21 protein-coding genes are annotated in these 18,201 nt (G+C 55.9%); 4 read left to right on the top strand and 17 right to left on the bottom strand.

From position 1 onward, the window contains the following. Positions 1-5: 5 nt before the first annotated feature. The 5 genes from EBL_RS06000 to EBL_RS05980 form a co-directional block, all read right to left on the bottom strand. On the bottom strand, positions 6-959 hold the full coding sequence (locus tag EBL_RS06000; RefSeq protein ID WP_002439744.1) for a transketolase family protein: 954 nt from the start codon (positions 957-959) through the stop codon (positions 6-8). Then, complete coding sequence (locus tag EBL_RS05995) at positions 952-1,782, bottom strand: transketolase (protein WP_002439743.1); 831 nt, start codon at positions 1,780-1,782, stop codon at positions 952-954. The genes EBL_RS06000 and EBL_RS05995 overlap by 8 nt, the downstream gene beginning before the upstream one ends. Beyond that, on the bottom strand, positions 1,779-3,149 hold the full coding sequence (locus EBL_RS05990; protein WP_002439741.1) for a PTS ascorbate transporter subunit IIC: 1,371 nt from the start codon (positions 3,147-3,149) through the stop codon (positions 1,779-1,781). The genes EBL_RS05995 and EBL_RS05990 overlap by 4 nt, the downstream gene beginning before the upstream one ends. A 44-nt stretch (positions 3,150-3,193) precedes the next feature. Next, positions 3,194-3,466, bottom strand: a complete 273-nt coding sequence (locus tag EBL_RS05985) for a PTS sugar transporter subunit IIB (RefSeq protein ID WP_002439739.1) — start codon at positions 3,464-3,466, stop codon at positions 3,194-3,196. Positions 3,467-3,559: 93 nt separating this feature from the next. Continuing rightward, positions 3,560-4,003, bottom strand: coding sequence for a PTS sugar transporter subunit IIA (locus tag EBL_RS05980; protein ID WP_002439738.1), 444 nt, complete (start codon positions 4,001-4,003; stop codon positions 3,560-3,562). A 221-nt stretch (positions 4,004-4,224) separates the two neighbouring features. On the opposite strand from EBL_RS05980, the gene EBL_RS05975 reads away from it, so the two are divergent. Beyond that, positions 4,225-5,244 carry a LacI family DNA-binding transcriptional regulator gene (locus tag EBL_RS05975; RefSeq protein ID WP_002439736.1) on the top strand — a complete coding sequence of 340 codons (1,020 nt, stop codon included), beginning with the start codon at positions 4,225-4,227 and terminating at the stop codon, positions 5,242-5,244. On the opposite strand, the gene yfcD is transcribed toward EBL_RS05975, so the two are convergent. Next, the gene (yfcD, locus tag EBL_RS05970; RefSeq protein ID WP_002439735.1) at positions 5,241-5,801 is read right to left on the bottom strand and encodes an NUDIX hydrolase YfcD; all 561 of its coding nucleotides are present in this window, start codon (positions 5,799-5,801) and stop codon (positions 5,241-5,243) included. The genes EBL_RS05975 and yfcD overlap by 4 nt on opposite strands. 51 nt (positions 5,802-5,852) lie before the next feature. Then, positions 5,853-6,404: a phosphodiesterase gene (gene yfcE / locus EBL_RS05965; RefSeq protein WP_002439734.1), complete on the bottom strand. Its 552-nt coding sequence runs from the start codon at positions 6,402-6,404 to the stop codon at positions 5,853-5,855. A 224-nt stretch (positions 6,405-6,628) separates the two neighbouring features. On the opposite strand from yfcE, the gene EBL_RS05960 reads away from it, so the two are divergent. The 3 genes from EBL_RS05960 (at position 6,629) to EBL_RS05950 (ending at position 8,387) form a co-directional block, all read left to right on the top strand. After that, on the top strand, positions 6,629-7,030 hold the full coding sequence (locus EBL_RS05960) for a lysozyme inhibitor LprI family protein (protein ID WP_002439732.1): 402 nt from the start codon (positions 6,629-6,631) through the stop codon (positions 7,028-7,030). A 77-nt stretch (positions 7,031-7,107) separates the two neighbouring features. After that, positions 7,108-7,473: a dihydroneopterin triphosphate 2'-epimerase gene (folX, locus tag EBL_RS05955; protein WP_002439730.1), complete on the top strand. Its 366-nt coding sequence runs from the start codon at positions 7,108-7,110 to the stop codon at positions 7,471-7,473. Between the two features lie 20 nt (positions 7,474-7,493). Further along, positions 7,494-8,387: a TIGR01777 family oxidoreductase gene (locus EBL_RS05950; RefSeq protein ID WP_002439727.1), complete on the top strand. Its 894-nt coding sequence runs from the start codon at positions 7,494-7,496 to the stop codon at positions 8,385-8,387. Between the two features lie 40 nt (positions 8,388-8,427). On the opposite strand, the gene hisP is transcribed toward EBL_RS05950, so the two are convergent. From hisP to accD, 10 genes are all read right to left on the bottom strand, one after another. Continuing rightward, positions 8,428-9,201, bottom strand: a complete 774-nt coding sequence (gene hisP / locus EBL_RS05945; RefSeq protein ID WP_002439726.1) for a histidine ABC transporter ATP-binding protein HisP — start codon at positions 9,199-9,201, stop codon at positions 8,428-8,430. A 10-nt stretch (positions 9,202-9,211) separates the two neighbouring features. Further along, a complete protein-coding gene (locus EBL_RS05940; protein WP_002439725.1) occupies positions 9,212-9,928 on the bottom strand; it encodes an ABC transporter permease in 717 nt (238 codons plus the stop codon). Next, complete coding sequence (locus tag EBL_RS05935; RefSeq protein ID WP_002439723.1) at positions 9,925-10,611, bottom strand: histidine ABC transporter permease HisQ; 687 nt, start codon at positions 10,609-10,611, stop codon at positions 9,925-9,927. Before EBL_RS05935 ends, EBL_RS05940 begins: the two co-directional genes overlap by 4 nt. Before the next feature lie 67 nt (positions 10,612-10,678). Next, the gene (gene hisJ / locus EBL_RS05930; protein WP_002439721.1) at positions 10,679-11,461 is read right to left on the bottom strand and encodes a histidine ABC transporter substrate-binding protein HisJ; all 783 of its coding nucleotides are present in this window, start codon (positions 11,459-11,461) and stop codon (positions 10,679-10,681) included. 315 nt (positions 11,462-11,776) lie between these two features. Next, entirely contained in the window at positions 11,777-12,556 is a 780-nt protein-coding gene (argT, locus tag EBL_RS05925; RefSeq protein ID WP_002439719.1) for a lysine/arginine/ornithine ABC transporter substrate-binding protein ArgT, read from the bottom strand. 345 nt (positions 12,557-12,901) lie between these two features. Continuing rightward, on the bottom strand, positions 12,902-14,419 hold the full coding sequence (gene purF, locus EBL_RS05920; RefSeq protein ID WP_002439717.1) for an amidophosphoribosyltransferase: 1,518 nt from the start codon (positions 14,417-14,419) through the stop codon (positions 12,902-12,904). 33 nt (positions 14,420-14,452) lie between these two features. Beyond that, positions 14,453-14,938, bottom strand: a complete 486-nt coding sequence (cvpA, locus tag EBL_RS05915) for a colicin V production protein (RefSeq protein WP_002439715.1) — start codon at positions 14,936-14,938, stop codon at positions 14,453-14,455. 197 nt (positions 14,939-15,135) lie between these two features. Then, positions 15,136-15,864, bottom strand: coding sequence for a cell division protein DedD (dedD, locus tag EBL_RS05910; protein ID WP_002439714.1), 729 nt, complete (start codon positions 15,862-15,864; stop codon positions 15,136-15,138). Further along, positions 15,854-17,122, bottom strand: a complete 1,269-nt coding sequence (gene folC / locus EBL_RS05905) for a bifunctional tetrahydrofolate synthase/dihydrofolate synthase (protein WP_002439712.1) — start codon at positions 17,120-17,122, stop codon at positions 15,854-15,856. The genes dedD and folC overlap by 11 nt, the downstream gene beginning before the upstream one ends. A 93-nt stretch (positions 17,123-17,215) precedes the next feature. After that, positions 17,216-18,139 carry an acetyl-CoA carboxylase, carboxyltransferase subunit beta gene (gene accD / locus EBL_RS05900; protein WP_002439710.1) on the bottom strand — a complete coding sequence of 308 codons (924 nt, stop codon included), beginning with the start codon at positions 18,137-18,139 and terminating at the stop codon, positions 17,216-17,218. Between the last annotated feature and the right edge of the window lie 62 nt (positions 18,140-18,201).

Below are 18,201 nucleotides of genomic sequence, written 5' to 3'. Positions count from 1 at the left end.
GGGGGTTAAAGCAGGCTGCGTGCAGCCTGGTAAATATCCCGGGCGGTGAGGCCATACGTCTCCTGCAGGAATGGCTGGGTGCCCACCTGACCATAGCGACCTTTCACCCCAACCCGGCGCACCGGTACCGGGCAATGCTCCACCAGCACTTCAGCCACCGCCGATCCCAGCCCGTTACAGATACTGTGGTTTTCACAGGTGACTATCCGGCCGGTTTTTTGTGCGTACTGCACAATCAGCGCCTGGTCGACAGGCTTGAGGGTAAACATATCGATAACTGCCGCACTAATCCCCTCGCGGGCCAGTTGCTCTGCGGCCTCCAGCGCCTCTTTTACCATGATCCCGCAGGCAATCAGAGTGATGTTATCGCCATCCCGCACCACGTTGCCCTTGCCGATGGTAAAGTCGCTACCGGGGGCATAGACAGACGCCGCCTGTTTGCGGATGGTGCGTACCCAGTAAAACCCCTCAAGAGACACAAGCTGGTGCAGGATGGCGCGAAACATCACCGCGTCGGTCATCTCCATCACCACCGCATGGGCCAGCCCGCGCACAATGCCCATATCCTCAAATGACATATGCGTGCCGCCGTTATGGCAGGCGGTTACTCCTGCATCAGAGGCGATAACTTTGACGTTATTACGCTGATAATCCAGCGACATAAACAACTGATCAAAACATCGCCGGCTGGCAAACGCACTGAAGGTATGGACAAATGGCCGGTAACCGGCCAGCGCCAGCCCTGCCGCAGTACCGATAACACTGGCCTCCATAATGCCACAGTTGATCACCTGCTCCGGATAGCGCTGCTGCACGCTATCCATGGCCATTGAACTCATCAGATCCACTTCAAGGGCGATAATACGGTGGTCGTCCTCAATTTGCCGGGCAATAAACCCGGCATACACGTTACGCATCTCTATGGCATCGGTGCCCCCGGGGGCGACTGTCTTAATCATGGTGGGCCTCCAGTTGTTCGATGCTTGCCATGAGGCATTGCTTCATCTGCCCGTCAAGCCGCAAATGGTGGGAATTGCTCAGTTGTTCCAGCCACGGCACCCCCTGGCCTTTTACCGTATCGAGAATGACCACCCGCGGCCGGTCCTCCCCTTCCTGGCGTGGTGATGCCAGCGCCAGGATCCCGGCGATATCGTCACCTTTTACGGTAGTGGCCTCAAAACCAAACGCTGCGAATTTCTCAGCAAGAGAGAACGGACGGATAATCTGCTCAGTCGCCCCGTCCAGTTGCTGTTTGTTCCAGTCCACAAAAAGCAGCAAATTATTCAGCCGGTGGTGGGCAATAAACTGAAATGCCTCCCAGCACTGGCCTTCATTAAGCTCGCCGTCACCGGTAATACAGAATACCCGGTTCGCCCGCCCGGCCAGCTTATGGGCCAGCGCCAGCCCTCCGGCAATGGAAACACCCTGGCCCAGTGAGCCCGTTGTCGCATCCACCCCGGGGGTCAGCAACCGGTCCGGGTGGCTGGGCAACCGGGTTCCGTTCTGGTTGAGCGTATTTAGCATGGCGGGCGGGAAATACCCCTTCAGTGCCAGAGCGCTGTACAGCGCAGGCCCGGCATGGCCTTTAGACAAGACAAAATAATCGCGCCCGGGCCACTGTGGATCCCGGGGATCGATGCGCATCACCTGACCATACAGGACGGCCAGGGTCTCCACTACCGACATACAGCCGCCGAAATGACCGAACCCGAGGTGAAGCAGCGATTTCAGCGTAGATATCCGGATCTCCCGGGCAAAGCCGGTTAACTGTGCAAGGCTCATGGTTTAGCTCCTGTGGTCGCTTTAGATGCAGCCGCCGCGTTGCGCACAACCAGCAGAGCAAAAACCCCCACCACCAGCGCCGTGATAGCCCAGGGCGAAAGGTAACGGGCCAGGTTCCCCAGAAGAATGCCGATAACCCCAAAATCCGCATCAGAGAAAGTGGTGTTAGCAAACCCCAGCGCCCCGAGCACTGGCAACAGCAACACCGGCAGGAAGGTTATCAATAACCCGTTAGCAAAAGCGCCGATCATCGCCCCGCGTCGCCCGCCGGTCGCATTACCAAAGACCCCCGCAGTCGCACCGGTGAAAAAGTGCGGCACCACCCCGGGGAGGATCAGCACCAGCTTCATCTGACCAAGCAGGAACAGACCCACAATCCCGCCCAGGAAGCTGAACAAAAAACCGATCAACACCGCATTCGGCGCATAGGGGTAGACCACCGGACAGTCCAGCGCCGGACGGGCACTGGGCACCAGCTTTTCAGAAAACCCGGTAAACGCAGGCACAATCTCGGCAAGGATCAGGCGCACCCCCTGGAGGATAATAAAAACACCGGCTGCAAATGTGATGGCCTGAATAATGGCGTAGACCAGGAAGTTCTGCTCCCCGCTTAGCTGAGTTTCCACATATTCGCGCCCCGCGCTAACGGCCATAATCAGGTAAATCACCATCATGGTCAGCGAAATCGAAATGGCGCTGTCGCGCAGAAAGCTGAGATTTTTCGGCAGGTTCATCTCCTCGGTAGAGCGGGAGTTTTTACCACACAGGCTGCCAAGCCAGCCCGCCAGGATATAGCCTAGTGTTCCGAAGTGGCCGAAGGCAATATCGTCACTGCCGGTAATTTTTTTCATATAGCGCTGGGCCAGCGCCGGAAATGCAGCCATCACCAGCCCGAGAATCAACGAACCGGTAAAGACCAGCCCGGCACCGTCAAAGCCAGCAACGGTCAGAATCACCCCGATCATACAGGCCATATAGAACGTATGGTGCCCGGTAAGAAAGATATATTTAAGCCGGGTAAAGCGCGCGACAATAATATTCGCCACCATACCGAATGCCATAATCAGCGCCGTTGACGCGCCATATTTCTCCAGCGCAATAGAAACGATCGCTTCATTATTAGGAATAATTCCCTGAATAGTAAATGCATGTTCAAACATACCGCCAAGCGGGTTCAGTGATCCGACAAGAACACTTGCCCCGCCACCGAGAACAATAAACCCGAGAATAGTTTTAATAGTGCCTTTTACTACATCAGAAAAGGGCTTTTTCTGGGCAACAAGGCCAATCAACGCAATAAGCCCGACCAGTACGGATGGCACCTTAAGAATATCAACCACGAAATTAAGTGTATCAAGGATAAGCATATCTACCTCGCTACTGATCCTGCTCAGGCAGGTGATTTTCAGGGTTAGCGGGCAGAAAAATAGCCGCGCAGCTTCTCTTCAAGCTCATTGATATCAATAATATTATCAATAACAAGTAGCTGTTCTGACGCCACACTTGCGCTGGTGGCAATATCTTTTGCCATCACAAACAAGTCTGCCGCCCCCGGCATGGCACAGGAAAGATCCGCATGTTCCACTTCGGCTTCAACGCCCATTTTTTTAAGCACTTTTTTAATATTCATTTCAACTAAAAAACTACTGCCAAGACCCGATCCACAAATTGCCATAATTTTCATTATTGCCACCTTTAAGACAGTCAGTTAATAAATTTACTACCTCACAAATTACAGATATCCGGTGTGAACGTTATTTACCCTGAAATAATACGATTAGTAGCGAGAAATAATATTATTAATCTGTGCAAGAGTCTGCGCCTGATGCAACGCTGCCAGATCCTCCGGGCAGGAAAATAACTCAGCCAGGGAAGAAATCATGACAATATGGCTGTCGGCATCCGGCGCGGCCAGCATAATAATCAGGCTGACCGGATCAAACTCCCCGGCACCAAAAGCAACCCCCTGATGTAGCTTCAGTAGCGCGAGTCCCTGCCCGTGAGCACCCTCCTCCGGGCGTGCATGGGGCATAGCCAGACCAGGCGCCAGAACATAATACGGCCCTAATTTATGATGCTGGTGAATAATCGCCGGGACATAATCTGCGTGAATAATCCCCTGTGCCAGCAGCGGTTTGGCCGCAATAACCAGAGCCTGTTGCCAGTCAGCAACCCGGTCCCGGATACAGATAGTCTGCTCGTTCAGCCAGTGATTCAGCACCGTTTACCTCCTCAGTAAGATGCTCAAACTGTAGGCAAGGCAGATAGTTCAAACCGTGATTAACCTCCCAAAGATAGCGCTATCAAAACGCATAATCAGAAAGTGTGATAGCGCTATCAAATACATCCTCAGACAAGCCGCAGCCAAATGCACCGTTAGGGGGTATACTGGTTATTACGCGATAAGTTAACAACTAAGTCTATGAGAACACAGGAACTGTTATGCCCGTAACCCGCAAGCGACGCAGCACAGGTAAGGTGACTCTGGCAGATGTTGCCAGAATGGCCGGGGTCGGCACCATGACGGTATCCCGGGCGCTGCGTACCCCGGAGCAGGTCTCCGGTAAACTGCGGGAGAAAATTAACGCCGCTGTTGCCGCCCTGGGTTATATGCCGAATCTGGCCGCCAGCGCTCTGGCATCAGCCTCATCCTGGACCATCGCCATGGTGGTGCCAAATCTGGCAGAAGCAGGCTGTGCCGAAATGTTTGCCGGGCTCCAGCACATCCTTCAGCCCGCCGGGTACCAGATAATGCTGGCAGAATCCTGCCACCGGCTGGATCAGGAAGAGGCGCTGCTGGAAACTCTGCTGGCCTCCAATATTGCTGCTGCCGTGATGCTGAGTGTGGATCACAGCGCAACGGTGCGTCACTGGCTGGAAAATGCCGCCATCCCGGTGATGGAGATTGGCGCCATTCGGGATCAGCCCATTGATATGAATATTGGCATCGACAATGTCGCGGCGATGTCTGAGCTGACTACCCTGCTGGTGTCCCGGGGCTATCAGAATATTGGTCTGCTGTGTGCCAGCCAGGAGCAGTGGCTCTTTCAGCAACATTTGCAGGGCTGGCATAAAGCCATGCTGCGCCACCATATGTCTCCGCACCGGGTCGTTAATGCGGCCGCCCCGCCGCTGTTTTCTACCGGAGCAGCCCAGTTGCCGGAGCTGTTACTGGCCTGGCCTGAAATGGACGCGCTGGTGTGTGTTTCTGATGAGCTGGCCTGCGGCGCTCTGTATGAATGCCAGCGCCGGTATATCAAAGTGCCGGACGATCTGGCTATTGTCGGCTTTGGCGACAGTGATGTCAGCCGGGTTTGTCAGCCACCGCTCACCACAATCGCCGTGCCTCACCGGCAAATCGGTATCGATGCGGCCAGAGCATTGCTGGCCCGGCTCAGCGGCAGGCCGTGGCAGAGCACAGGGGCTATCTCCCCTGTGCTGCGCTTGCGGAGCAGTTGCTAGCTTTTGGCTTTTGCGGTGGCTTCCGGTGCAGAGGGGGCATCTGCGCCGGTATTGCGCTTCAGCCACAAAGAGAGCGCCTTGAGTGAATCTGGCGTGAATTCGTCACAGCGGGCGGTTATCTCTTCCGGGGTCATCCAGCAAACATCGCTGATCTCTTCTTCCTGAAGGGCAAAAGGCCCGTGGGATACGCAGCTAAACAGCCCACCCCACACCCGGCAGTTGGCGTCTTCAAAGTAAAAAGCGCCGTGTTCAGCAAACGGCACCCCTGCTATTCCCAGCTCCTCTTCCGCTTCGCGGCGGGCAGACTCCAGCATCACCTCTTCTGCCTGCACTACGCCACCCGCGGTGGCATCCAGCATGCCGGGTAGAAAATCTTTGGTTTCAGTGCGGCGCTGAACCAGGATATTGCCCATACCGTCATGGACAACGATATATGTGGCGCGATGACGCAGCCGCTGGGCGCGCATCTGCTCCCGGCTTGCCTGTGCAATTACTTCATTGTCTTCATTGACAATATCAACCCATTCCGTGCCAGATAATTCACGCTGTTCCACCATCGGGAAAACCTTATTTTGTGAGCGCTCTTACGGCGCGTTAACCGCTATACGTTACGGGGTAATAGCGATATCTGCAATAACCTTGCCATCCGCCAGGCCATAAACGGTCAGAACATCGTCATCCAGCATGCCGTAGCTGGCCGCAAAGCCACCTTTAGGGATACTGACTGAGCCCGGGTTAAAAACAATGACCTCACCGCGCCGCTCTGCCAGCGGAATATGTGTGTGGCCCGAGACCAGCACATCTCCGGGGTTCAGCGGCGGTAAATTATCCGGTCCATACAGGTGCCCGTGGGTCAGAAACAGCCGCCGGGTATCCAGTAATACCTGCTGCCAGGGGGCCATCAGCGGGAAATGCAGCAGCATCTGGTCAACCTCGCTGTCGCAGTTGCCCCGCACGGCAATAATCTTCCCGGCCACCTGGTTAAGACGCTCTGCCACCTGTGCCGGGGCATATCCCGGAGGCAGCGCATTACGCGGCCCGTGGTTCAGAACATCGCCCAGCACGATAAGCCAGTGAGCCTGGCTGCGGGAAAAAATATCCAGCACCTGCTCAGTGGCCGGCAGCGAACCGTGAATATCCGCCGCAAACATCAGTTTCATAGACCGCACCTTTGCTGAAAACATACCGCAGAATTTTAACCAATTTATGGCCGTATTTCACGCCCCTGAAAGGGCGGCTAACGGCCAGGAAACGGATTTATAAACCGCTGCGCACAGGGCGTTAATTTCGCAATCAGGCTAAGTATGGCACCGCCACCGGCACTGTTATACTTGTTAATCATGCCACTACGTTATTAATTTTAGTCATAAAGAGAGGGTCTACTATGCGCCATTACTGGTTATTTTCCTGCCTGCTGGGCCTGTATGCGTTACCCGCCCTGGCCGGGAGCCCGGCCCGCCCGGCCTATCCTTATTCTGCGCAATACCAGAAATGTGTGGCGAACGCCGCCAATGAAATGACAAGCCTGATGTGTGTAAGCGATGAGCATGAAAAATGGGACGCCCGGCTGAATAAAGCCTGGCAGGCGGCGCTGAAAACGCGCCAGAACGCCCCCGCCTGGCGCCAGGCTCAGCGCACCTGGATCACCTTTCGCGACCGGCAGTGCAGCATCTACAATTTTGCCGGTAACGGCTCCGGGGATAAAACCCTGAGCGAGATCTGCCTGCTGAATATGACCATTGAACGCACGCTACAGCTGGAAGACAACAACTGGCCCGCCAGCTAACAGGCTGAATGCGCGTGGTTTTGGCACCAGACACGCCCTTGTGTATGATGGTGAAAACATAACAAGGAGCAAGAGCTATGTCATCGCAACCTGACGCCATTATCCGGGTTAAAAATCTGCGCCTGCGCACGTTTATCGGCATTAAAGACGAAGAGATCGCCAACCGTCAGGATGTGGTGATTAACCTGCAAATTCACTACCCGGCAGAGCATGCCAGAACCAGTGAAAATATCGCCGATGCCCTCAATTACCGCACGGTGACCAAAGCGGTTATTCAGCTGGTTGAAAATAACCGCTTCGCACTGCTGGAAAAATTAACCCAGGATGTGCTCGATATCGCATGTGCTCACCCCTGGGTCACCTACGCTGAAGTAGAAATCGACAAACTACATGCCCTGCGCTATGCGGATTCGGTATCCATGACGATGCGCTGGCAAAAATAGCAACAGGCAGGAGGTGGAGGATGCACATTCTGATAACCGGCGGCACCGGGCTGATTGGCCGGGCGCTGATCCGGCGCTTACTGATTACCGGGCACCAGATAACCGTGGTTACCCGCTCCTCCGCCAGTGCGCGCCGCCACCTCCCGGCCCAGGTCACTCTGTGGGAAGGGCTGAACGAACATCCCACTTTTGATGGTATTGACGCGGTCATAAACCTGGCAGGAGAGCCCATTGCCGACAAGCGCTGGACCCGGGCCCGGAAGCACATCCTGTGCGACAGCCGCTGGCAGATGACCCACCAGGTGGTGCAGCGTATTAAAGCCAGCCAGCGGCCACCAGGGGTGCTGATTTCCGGCTCTGCCATGGGGTACTACGGCGATATGGGGGAGACGGTCGTCACCGAAGATGAGCCCCCGCGAAACGAATTTACCCACCAGTTATGCGCCCGCTGGGAACACATCGCCTGCGAGGCGCAGAGCGATGCCACCCGGGTGTGCCTGCTGCGCACCGGCGTTGTGCTGGCCCGCAACGGCGGCATGCTGGCAAAACTGCTGCCGCTCTTCCGGCTGGGCCTTGGCGGCCCCACGGGAGACGGGCGCCAGTACATTCCCTGGATCCACCTGGATGATATGGTAAGCGGTATTATCTGGCTGCTGGATAACAACCTGCAGGGCCCCTTTAATATGGTGGCCCCATGGCCGGTTCATAATGCCCGGTTCGCCAGTATCCTGGGGCAGGTGCTTAACCGCCCGGCACTGCTGCGCACGCCAGGGGCGGTAATACGTCTTATCATGGGAGAGGCGGCGGTACTGGTGCTGGAAGGGCAGCGTGGCCAGCCTGCCCGGCTTGAGCAGGCGGGTTTTACCTTTCGCTGGCGCGATCTGCAGGAGGCGCTGGCGGACCTGGTCAGGTAACCGCCAGCAGGCAGGGATTCGGCATCCCTGCCGTTCCTTGCTACTTGAGGGACCCTTTTAAGAACTGCTGAAGCCGCGGGCTCTGAGGATTACCGAACAGCGCTTCTGGTGCGCCCTGCTCTTCAATCTTCCCCTGGTGCAGAAAAATCACATGGCTCGACACATGGCGGGCAAACTCCATTTCGTGGGTCACCACCACCATGGTTTTCCCCTCTTCCGCCAGTTTCTGCATGATCCTCAGCACTTCACCCACCAGCTCAGGATCCAGCGCCGAGGTTGGCTCATCAAACAGTAAGACTTCCGGCTCCATCGCCAGCGCACGGGCAATGGAAACGCGCTGCTGCTGGCCGCCGGACAAATGCACCGGGTATTTCGCACGGGCGCGCTCATCAATACCCACCTTTTCAAGGTATTTGATCGCCCGCTCGCGCGCGTCGGTTTTGCTAAGCCCCAGCACCTGGATCGGTGCCTCCATGACGTTTTCCAGCACCGTCATATGGCTCCACAAATTGAAATGCTGAAACACCATAGTCAACCTGGTACGCAATAAGCGCAACTGGTTTTTATCAGCAACTTTCAGTTGCCCGCTTTTATCACGCACCAGGTGGATATTCTGGTTGCTGACACTAATCGAACCTTCACTGGGCTGCTCCAGGAAGTTAATACAGCGCAAAAAGGTGCTTTTCCCGGAGCCGGAAGAGCCAATGATGCTGATAACATCCCCGGCGTCCGCTTTCAGGGAGACCCCCTTCAGCACTTCTAACTCGCCATAGCATTTGTGCAGATCGACAACATTTAATTTATTTTCTGGCATCGTAAACCACTCAGTGCGATGAAGACGGCTTCACATGCTGCAACCAGCGTCTTTCCGCCTTGCGGAACAGGCTTATCAGCACATAAGAGATAATCAGGTAAAGCACTGCCGCAATACCGAACGCCGTAAACGGCTGGTAGGTGGCAGAGTTAATGTCCCTGGCAATTTTCAGCAAATCGGGCACCGTTGCCGTAAAGGCAAGGGCCGTGGAGTGCAGCATCAGAATCACTTCGTTGCTGTAAGCCGGCAGTGCCGTGCGCAGGGCCGAGGGCAAAATAATACAGCGGTACATCTTCACCGCAGAGAAACCATACGCCCTGCCCGCTTCGATCTCCCCGTGGGGAACCGCGCGAATAGCCCCGGCAAAAATCTCCGTGGTATAGGCACAGGTGTTCAGGGTCAGCGCCAGTACGGTACAGTTCAGGCCACTGCGGAAAAAGGCATTCAGCAGTTCTGTGCCCTTTACGATTTCCAGGGTATACATCCCGGAATAGAACACCAGCAGCTGCACATACAGCGGGGTGCCGCGAAAAATATAGGTAAACAGCCAGATGGGGAACTGGATAAACTTATTGCGCGATACCCGGCCTATGGCCAAAAACAGCGCCAGAATGCCCCCCATCACCACGGAGGAAATCAGCAGCCACAGGGTAATGGCGACCCCGGTAAAACGGTAGCCGTCGGTCCACAGTAGCGACTTCCAGTATTCCTGAATAATCTCCGTCACAGATCTGCCCTCTTCACACCGACCATGTAGCGCCGTTCAAGCAGCAGCAGAACCCCGTTTGACACCGTTGTAAACACCAGGTAAATCACCCCGCAGACAATGGCAAAATAGAACGGCTCCCAGGTGCTTTTCCCGGCCAGTTGGGTGGCTTTCACCACATCTTCCAGCCCGAGTAACGACACCAGCGCCGTGGACTTCAGAATAACCTGCCAGTTGTTGCCAATACCGGGTAACGCAAAGCGCATCATCGCCGGGAACATAATGCGCCGGAATATTTTCGCGCTGGTAAAACCAAATGCGGTGGCCGCTTCAATATGCCCTCTGGGCACCGCCATATAGGCGCCGCGAAACGTCTCCGTAAAATAGGCCCCGTAAATAAACCCGAGCGTAATAATACCGGCCACCATCGGATCAATATCGATCTGCCCGGCGCCAAAGGCATCGGTAATACTGTTAAGGGCCATTTGCAGGCCATAGAAAATTAACAGCATCAGCACCAGATCCGGCACCCCGCGGATAAGCGTGGTGTAACCTTCAAAAATAAGCGCCAGCGGGCGGTTACGGGAAAGTTTTGCGCCCGCCCCGGCTAAACCAATCACCACCGCCAGAATAACGGAGCTGATTGCCAGCTCCAGTGTGACCAGCGCCCCCTGAAATATAACCTGGGAAAAACCATACAGCATGAAACATATCCGCCATCAGTTTTGCACCCGCAGGCCCGCCCCCGGGCAGGCTGCGGGACACAGGTGATCACTCACCGTAGACATTAAAATCGAAATACTTTTTCGCCAGCTTGTCGTAAGTGCCGTCTTTACGCATTTCAGCAAATGCGTGATTCAGCGCCGCCCGCAGTTCGGTGTCGTCTTTACGCACCCCCATACCGGTGCCAACGCCAAACAGTTTTTCGTCTTTAATCGACGGTCCGCCAAACTGGTAATCTTTGCCTACAGGCTGCTTCAGGAAGCCTTCACTGGCGGCCACCTCATCCTGGAAAGCGGCATCAATACGCCCGGCAACCAGGTCGGAGTAGATATTTTCCTGCCCCTGGTAAGAGACAATCTCAACCCCCCGGGGAGCCCAGTGCTCATTGCCGTAAGTTTCCTGGGTTGTACCCTGGAGCACCCCAACCCGCTTACCCTTCAGGGCGGCAATGGTCGGCTGAACCGGGGAGCCCTTTTTCACCACCAGACGGGAGTCGGCCGCATAGAGCTTGTCGGTAAAGGCAATCTCCTGCTGGCGTTTTTCCGTTATTGACAGTGACGACATAATGGCGTCAATTTTTTTCGCCTTCAGAGAGGGAATTAACGCATCAAGGGGGTTTTCCACAAACGTACATTTGGTATTAATACGCTGGCATAATTCTTTAGCCAGATCGATATCAAACCCGATGAGTTCCCCTTTGGCATTTTTGGATTCGAACGGGGCGTATGTGGGATCAGTACCAATACGCAGTGTTTCCGGAATGGCCGCAAAGGCAGTGGTAACACTGGAAAACGCCAGCGCCAGCGTAACAGCAAGTATCTGCTTTTTCATATTCTTCCTCAAAAACCCTATCTGTCGTGATTACCGCACCGTGGCCGTCCGGGCCATAACCAGTGCTGAGTACCAGCCCAAAGGCATTACCGCTTATAAATTCTCCCTGAACGAGGGGAAAACTGCAGATTTCATGCCTGGTAATACAGTAACCATAAAGTGAAGGTTACGCAGCAGAATGCCTGATAATAGCGCAACTAATGCACCACAAAGGTTCAACATACGTAATACTGCACCGTATCAGGGCACCACGGGTTTTATTTTCCCTGTGGCCCCGGTCTTATTACGGACCGGGGTACAGACTACGGGAAACTATCAATCGCCGTAAACATTAAAGTTAAAGTACTTCTGCGCCATCTTGTCGTATGTTCCGTCTTTACGCAGCGTATCGAGGGCGTTATTAAACGCGCTCACCAGTTCGGCGTCCTCTTTACGCAGCCCCACACCGGTGCCATCGCCGAAGTATTTTTTATCCTTCACCGAAGGGCCCGCAAAGGCGAAATCTTTACCGGCCGGTTGCTTCAGGAACCCTTCGCTGGCGGCAACCTCATCCTGGAGTGCTGCATCCAGACGCCCGGCGCTCAGATCGGAGTAGATAAGATCCTGGTTCTGATACGCCACCACATCCACACCCTCAGCACGCCATTTTTCATTCGCGTAGGCTTCCTGGGTGGAGCCCTGGAGCACCCCGACGTGTTTACCCTTAAGCGACGCGAGGGTTGGCTGAATGTCCGCCCCTTTTACCGCGATCAGGCGCGAGTCGGCCGCGTACAGTTTCCCGGAGAAGGCAATCTCCTGCTGGCGCTTTTCGGTAATGGACAGCGACGAGATCACCGCGTCAATTTTGCGGGCTTTTAATGACGGGATCAGCGAATCGAAATCACTGCCGACCCAGACGCATTTCACCTGCATCCGTTTGCACATCTCGTTACCGAGATCGATATCAAAACCGACAAAGTTTCCTTTGGCATCTTTCGAAGAAAACGGCGCATAGGTGGTGTCCGTACCAATGCGGATCGTCGACGGGATAGCGGCTATCGCGCTGGTGCAGAACAGACCGGCCAGCAGAGATAACGCCAGGGTGTGCTTTTTCATACGTATTCCTCAGCTTACGTTGCCCCTTCTGGTTCTGGTGCCGGAAGATTACAACGCGTGGTGATGTCGGTTATTGTGTTGTGGCCCTTCTGACTAAGCACAAGTTGTGCCAGCCCGGCGGGTTTTCCGTAAATGTCATATTTATTGTTATAAAAACGTTACATATCGTCCGGAGGCGAAGATACCAGCTTTCCCGGTCTGGCTGTAGTGGTATTACGAAAAGCGCGAGGAAAATTATCAGGATTTGATCAATGTTGCAGAAACGCACTGTAATAAAGCAAATTGCTCACAGCGGATAAAAAAATGCCCCGTCACAGGACAGGGCATTGTGGGAGTTACAGGCGATCAGCCCTCGTTATGCATTTCGAGGCTTTCCAGATCGTTCTGGCGCTGCAGCGCTTTGCTGTCATCGTTACGTAACGAGTCCAGATACTCCAGATACGGCAGATCCACGTCTTTCGTCACATAGACCCCGTTAAATACCGAGCACTCAAACTGCTGGATATCCGGGTTCTCCGCGCGGACCGCCTCGATAAGGTCATCGAGATCCTGGAAGATCAGCCCATCGGCGCCGATTATCTGGCGGATCTCATCCACCTCACGACCATGGGCAATCAGCTCCGTGGCGCTGGGCATGTCGATACCGTACACATTGGGGAAGCGAATTTCCGGCGCGGCCGAAGCCAGATACACCTTCTTCGCCCCCGCTTCCCGGGCCATTTCGATAATCTGTTCAGAGGTGGTGCCACGCACAATGGAGTCATCCACCAGCAGAACGTTTTTATCCCGGAATTCAGCCCGGTTAGCGTTCAGCTTGCGGCGCACCGATTTACGGCGCATCTGCTGGCCCGGCATGATAAACGTACGCCCCACATAGCGGTTTTTTACAAACCCCTGGCGGTACGGTTTCCCCAGAATATGGGCAATTTCCAGCGCGATATCGCAGGAGGTCTCCGGGATAGGGATAACCACATCGATATCAAGATCGTCCCATTCGCGGGCAATTTTCTCGCCCAGCTTTTTCCCCATCCCGACCCGGGCGCTGTAAACGGAGATTTTGTCGATAAACGAATCCGGGCGGGCAAAATAGACAAACTCAAACAGGCACGGATTACTGGTCGGGTTGTCGGCGCACTGGCGGGTAAACAGCTGCCCGTTCTCGGTGATGTAAATCGCCTCGCCCGGGGCCACGTCGCGCAGGAACTCAAAGCCCAGCGTATCCAGCGCCACGCTCTCAGAGGCGACCATGTATTCGGTCCGGCCGTCTCCGGCATCGCGCTTGCCCAGCACCAGCGGGCGAATGCCGTGCGGATCGCGAAACGCCACCATACCGTGGCCGATAATCATCGCCACGCAGGCGTAAGCGCCACGGATCTGGCGGTTGGTTGCCGCCACAGCGGCGAAGATGTTGTCTGCCTCCAGCGGGTAGTGGCGGAAGTTATCCAGCTCACTGGCGAAGATATTCAGCAGCACTTCAGAGTCAGAGGTGGTGTTAACATGGCGCCGCTTTTCTTCAAACAGCATCCGGCGCAGTTCGTGCGCGTTGGTCAGGTTACCGTTGTGTGCCAGGGTGATGCCATAGGGCGAGTTAACATAGAACGGCTGCGCTTCAGAGGCGCTGGAGCTACCGGCAGTGGGATAGCGCACATGGCCTATCCCCATATTGCCCTGCAGACGCTGCATATGGCGGGCTTCGAATACGTCATTGACCAGACCATTGGCCTTACGCAACCGGAAGCAATTGTTCGCATCGATGGTAATGATGCCAGCGGCATCCTGCCCGCGGTGCTGTAGCACCGATAACGCGTCATAGATAGACTGGTTGACCGGCATAACACCGGCGATACCGACAATACCGCACATCTCGTTTTCCTCAGTAAGCCACCCCAGGCCACATTACCGGGGTATAAAACTCGACGAGTCTTTCAGAAAATCAAAAAACCACCTGATGATAAAGCTGAAGTTAGGAACAAGCTGAGAATTGCGCCAGTCCTCACTCTTCGACAGGTCGGTAAATGTGTCCAGAAAAAACAGCATTGCGGCGACGATCAGCACACCCCGCAGGGCACCAAAACAGACGCCCAGAACCCGGTCTGTTCCTGACAGCCCGGTCTTCTCAACCAGGGCACTGATAATCGAGTTAACGATAGCCCCGACAATCAGCGTAACAATAAACAGCGCCCCGATAGCAATGCCATTGCGAACCAGTTGATCCTGAAAACCCGTAAACCAGACGGCAAGGTACGAATAGTAATGGCTGGCGACAAAGAAAGCACAACCCCAGGTAACAAGCGAGAGCGCTTCCCGAACAAACCCGCGGATCAGGCTAACCAGACAGGAAAAACCGATAACCGCAATAATCGCGTAATCAATCCAGACCATGAACTCATCCTACGATAAACCGCCCTGACATCCGGTCGGGGCGAATTCTAACAGAAAAAGAAAACGTTTGCGTAGGGATTTCCTTCCCCCGCTCAAATAAAAATGGCGCTGAAAAAAGCATCAACGCCATCGGTTACTGCCACGGGCAGAGCGCTCACCGCGCCCCGCGCCCCGCTCGCCAGATTGTACTGCCGGATTTAACGCACGCTGTAGCTCATAACCACGCCGCTAAGCCCGGACAGTTGCTGTAACTGCCCCAGGGAACCTTTCAGCTTATCTTTGTTCGCCTCCGGCCCGACCAGGATGCGGGTAATTTTACCCTGAACCGGCGTGGAAGGCGATGTGTACGCCTTAAAGCCCGCGGCCCGCAGCTTAGCGACTATCTCGTTGACCTTGTCGGCGTTTTTCAGCGCCCCCAACTGCACCACATAGGCTTTACCCACCGGCGCGCTGCTCTGCTCCTGCGGTGCTTTCGCCGCCGGTGGCGCCGCCTGCTCACTGGCTACCGCCAGACGTTCCGCCGCCTGATCCGGGGTTTTTACCGGTTGCGGTTGCGGCTTCGGTTTGGGCTGCGGTTTAGGCTGTGGCGGCTGAGGTTTTGCCATTTCACGCGCAACGGGTGATACCTCATCCAGCCCGGCCCCGCTGTCCACAGGCAGCGCAGAGGCTCTCAGCGCCGGGTTGCCCGCAGTGCTGGCGCGGACCTCCTCTGCGGCCCCTTCCGGCGGTTGGGCCGGTAATGCCTGGGTCGCCACCGGCAGCATGTCCGGCTCGTCTGTGTCGCCCGGTCTCGGCACCAGGGGAATGGCGGCAAACTCATCCTGATAATGTTTCTTTTGCCCGTCCAGCAGCCCGGGCAGAATAATCACCCCCAGCGCCACCAGCACAATGGTCCCCACTAAGCGGTTTTGAAATTTACTCGCCACCTTCTCTCCCCGACTCCATCACTTCCATCACATGTGCCACGGTATGGAATGAACCACACACGAGCAGCGTATCTTCCGGGCGGGCCTCTGCCAGTGCGGCAAACCAGGCATCCGCGACGCGCGGATAAAGATGACCGCCCCCCAGATGCTCAGCCAGTTGCTCAGCACTCGCCCCCCGTGGCCCTTCCAGGGGAGCACAATACCAAATATCCACCAGCTCAGACAGATGCGCCAGCGTACCGGCGATGTCTTTATCGTGCAGCATACCAATCACCGCCAGTAAGCGCCCCTCTGAGGGCTCAGCCTGCAGGCGGCCTGCCAGATACCGGGCCGCATGGGGGTTATGGGCCACATCAAGGATCACCCGCGGGTGCTCAGAAACAATCTGAAAACGGCCCGGCAGGGTGGCGTTGCGGATCCCGGTGTGGATGTCCTGCTCAGTAACGGCCAGCCCGCTGGCGCGCAGAGCCGCCAGCGCGGTGGCCGCATTGGGCTGGGGAACCAGCGGCAGGGGAAGATTCTTCAGCTCCCCGGCCCCGTCACGGAATGTCCAGCTGTGTGCATTAACGTCATAATCCCAGTCCACCCCGCGGCGCAGTAGCCAGGCGCCTTTTTGCCGGGCAACCTCGGCAATCGTGCCGGGCATTTGCGGCTCCCCGACCACCGCAGGCTTACCGGGCCGGAAAATACCGGCTTTTTCCCGGCCAATGCTTTCCCGGTCCGGCCCCAGCCAGTCCGTATGGTCAAGGGCAATGCTGGTTATCACCGCCACATCGCTGTCGACAATATTGGTGGCGTCCAGCCGCCCGCCCAGCCCCACTTCGAGGATAACCACATCCAGTTGCGCCTGTTTAAACAGCCACAGGGCCGACAGGGTGCCGTACTCGAAATAGGTCAGCGAGGTGTCACCGCGCCGGGCTTCGATATCCGCGAAGGAGGCCGTATGGGCCGACTCCGGCAGCTCATCACCGGCTATTCGCACCCGCTCGGTGTAGCGCAAAAGGTGTGGCGAACTGTAGACCCCCACGCGCATGCCCGCCGCCGTGAGGATAGTCTCCAGGGTGCGGCAGGTGGTCCCTTTGCCGTTAGTACCGGCAACCGTAAACACAAAAGGTGCCGGTTTCAGCAGCCCCATCTCCTGGGCTACCTTGCGCACACGCTCCAGCCCGAGATCGATAGTTTTGCTGTGCAGATTTTCCAGATAAGAAAGCCACGTGGCCAGCGGCGACGTGGCCTGTGGAGGCGTAATTTTATCCATGATGGCCGTTCACACTACTGTTGAACCCGCCGCCAGGGGGCGGCGGTTCGGGTATAAAAAAGGGCAGGTCGGTGACCTGCCCTGCTCTTACTGTCAGGCGTCGTTATCCTGTTCCGGCTCAGCAGATTCTGCCGGGACATCGTCGCGTACTTCATCAGGATCCGGGGCCGGAAGGTTCATCAGCCGCGCCAGAATACTGGCGAGCTTAAAGCGCATTTCCGGACGACGGATAATCATGTCGATGGCGCCTTTCTCAATCAGGAACTCACTGCGCTGGAATCCCGGCGGCAGCTTCTCGCGCACGGTCTGTTCGATCACGCGCGGGCCGGCAAAGCCGATGAGCGCCTTCGGCTCGGCAATGTTCAGATCGCCAAGCATAGCAAAACTTGCAGACACGCCGCCCATGGTCGGGTCAGTCAGCACGGAGATATACGGCAAGCCGCGCTCCTGCATTTTCGCCAGCGCGGCGCTGGTTTTCGCCATCTGCATCAGCGACATCAGCGCTTCCTGCATACGGGCACCGCCAGAGGCGGAAAAACAGATAAGCGGGCAGTTTGCTTCCAGCGCCTGCTCAACGGCGCGGACAAAACGCGCACCGACAACAGACCCCATAGAGCCGCCCATAAAGGCAAATTCGAAGGCTGCCGCCACTACCGGCATCCCGTACAGTGTCCCTTTCATGACCACCAGTGCGTCTTTTTCACCGGTCTCTTTCTGTGCTGTCGCCAGACGATCTTTGTATTTCTTGGAGTCTTTAAACTTCAGCACATCTTTCGGTTCGAGCTCGCTACCCAGCTCTACCATGGATCCTTCGTCCAGCAGCGAATTCAGCCGCTCTCTGGCCGACATACGCATATGGTGATCGCACTTAGGGCACACTTCAAGGTTGCGCTCCAGCTCAGCGCGGTACAGAACCTGACCACAGCTATCGCACTTAGTCCACACACCTTCCGGAATGTTCGCCCGGCGGGTAGGGGTTATATTGCTTTTATTGAGAATTCGTTCAATCCAGCTCATTGATGACCTTTCTGCCTGAACCTGGTCGATGCCAGTTTTTCTGTGGGGGCGCATAATGCCAT

The organism is Shimwellia blattae DSM 4481 = NBRC 105725, from assembly GCF_000262305.1.
Classification (GTDB): domain Bacteria; phylum Pseudomonadota; class Gammaproteobacteria; order Enterobacterales; family Enterobacteriaceae; genus Shimwellia; species Shimwellia blattae.
Note: the sequence above shows the minus strand (reverse complement) of the source record. Positions and strands in the feature narration are given on the sequence as shown.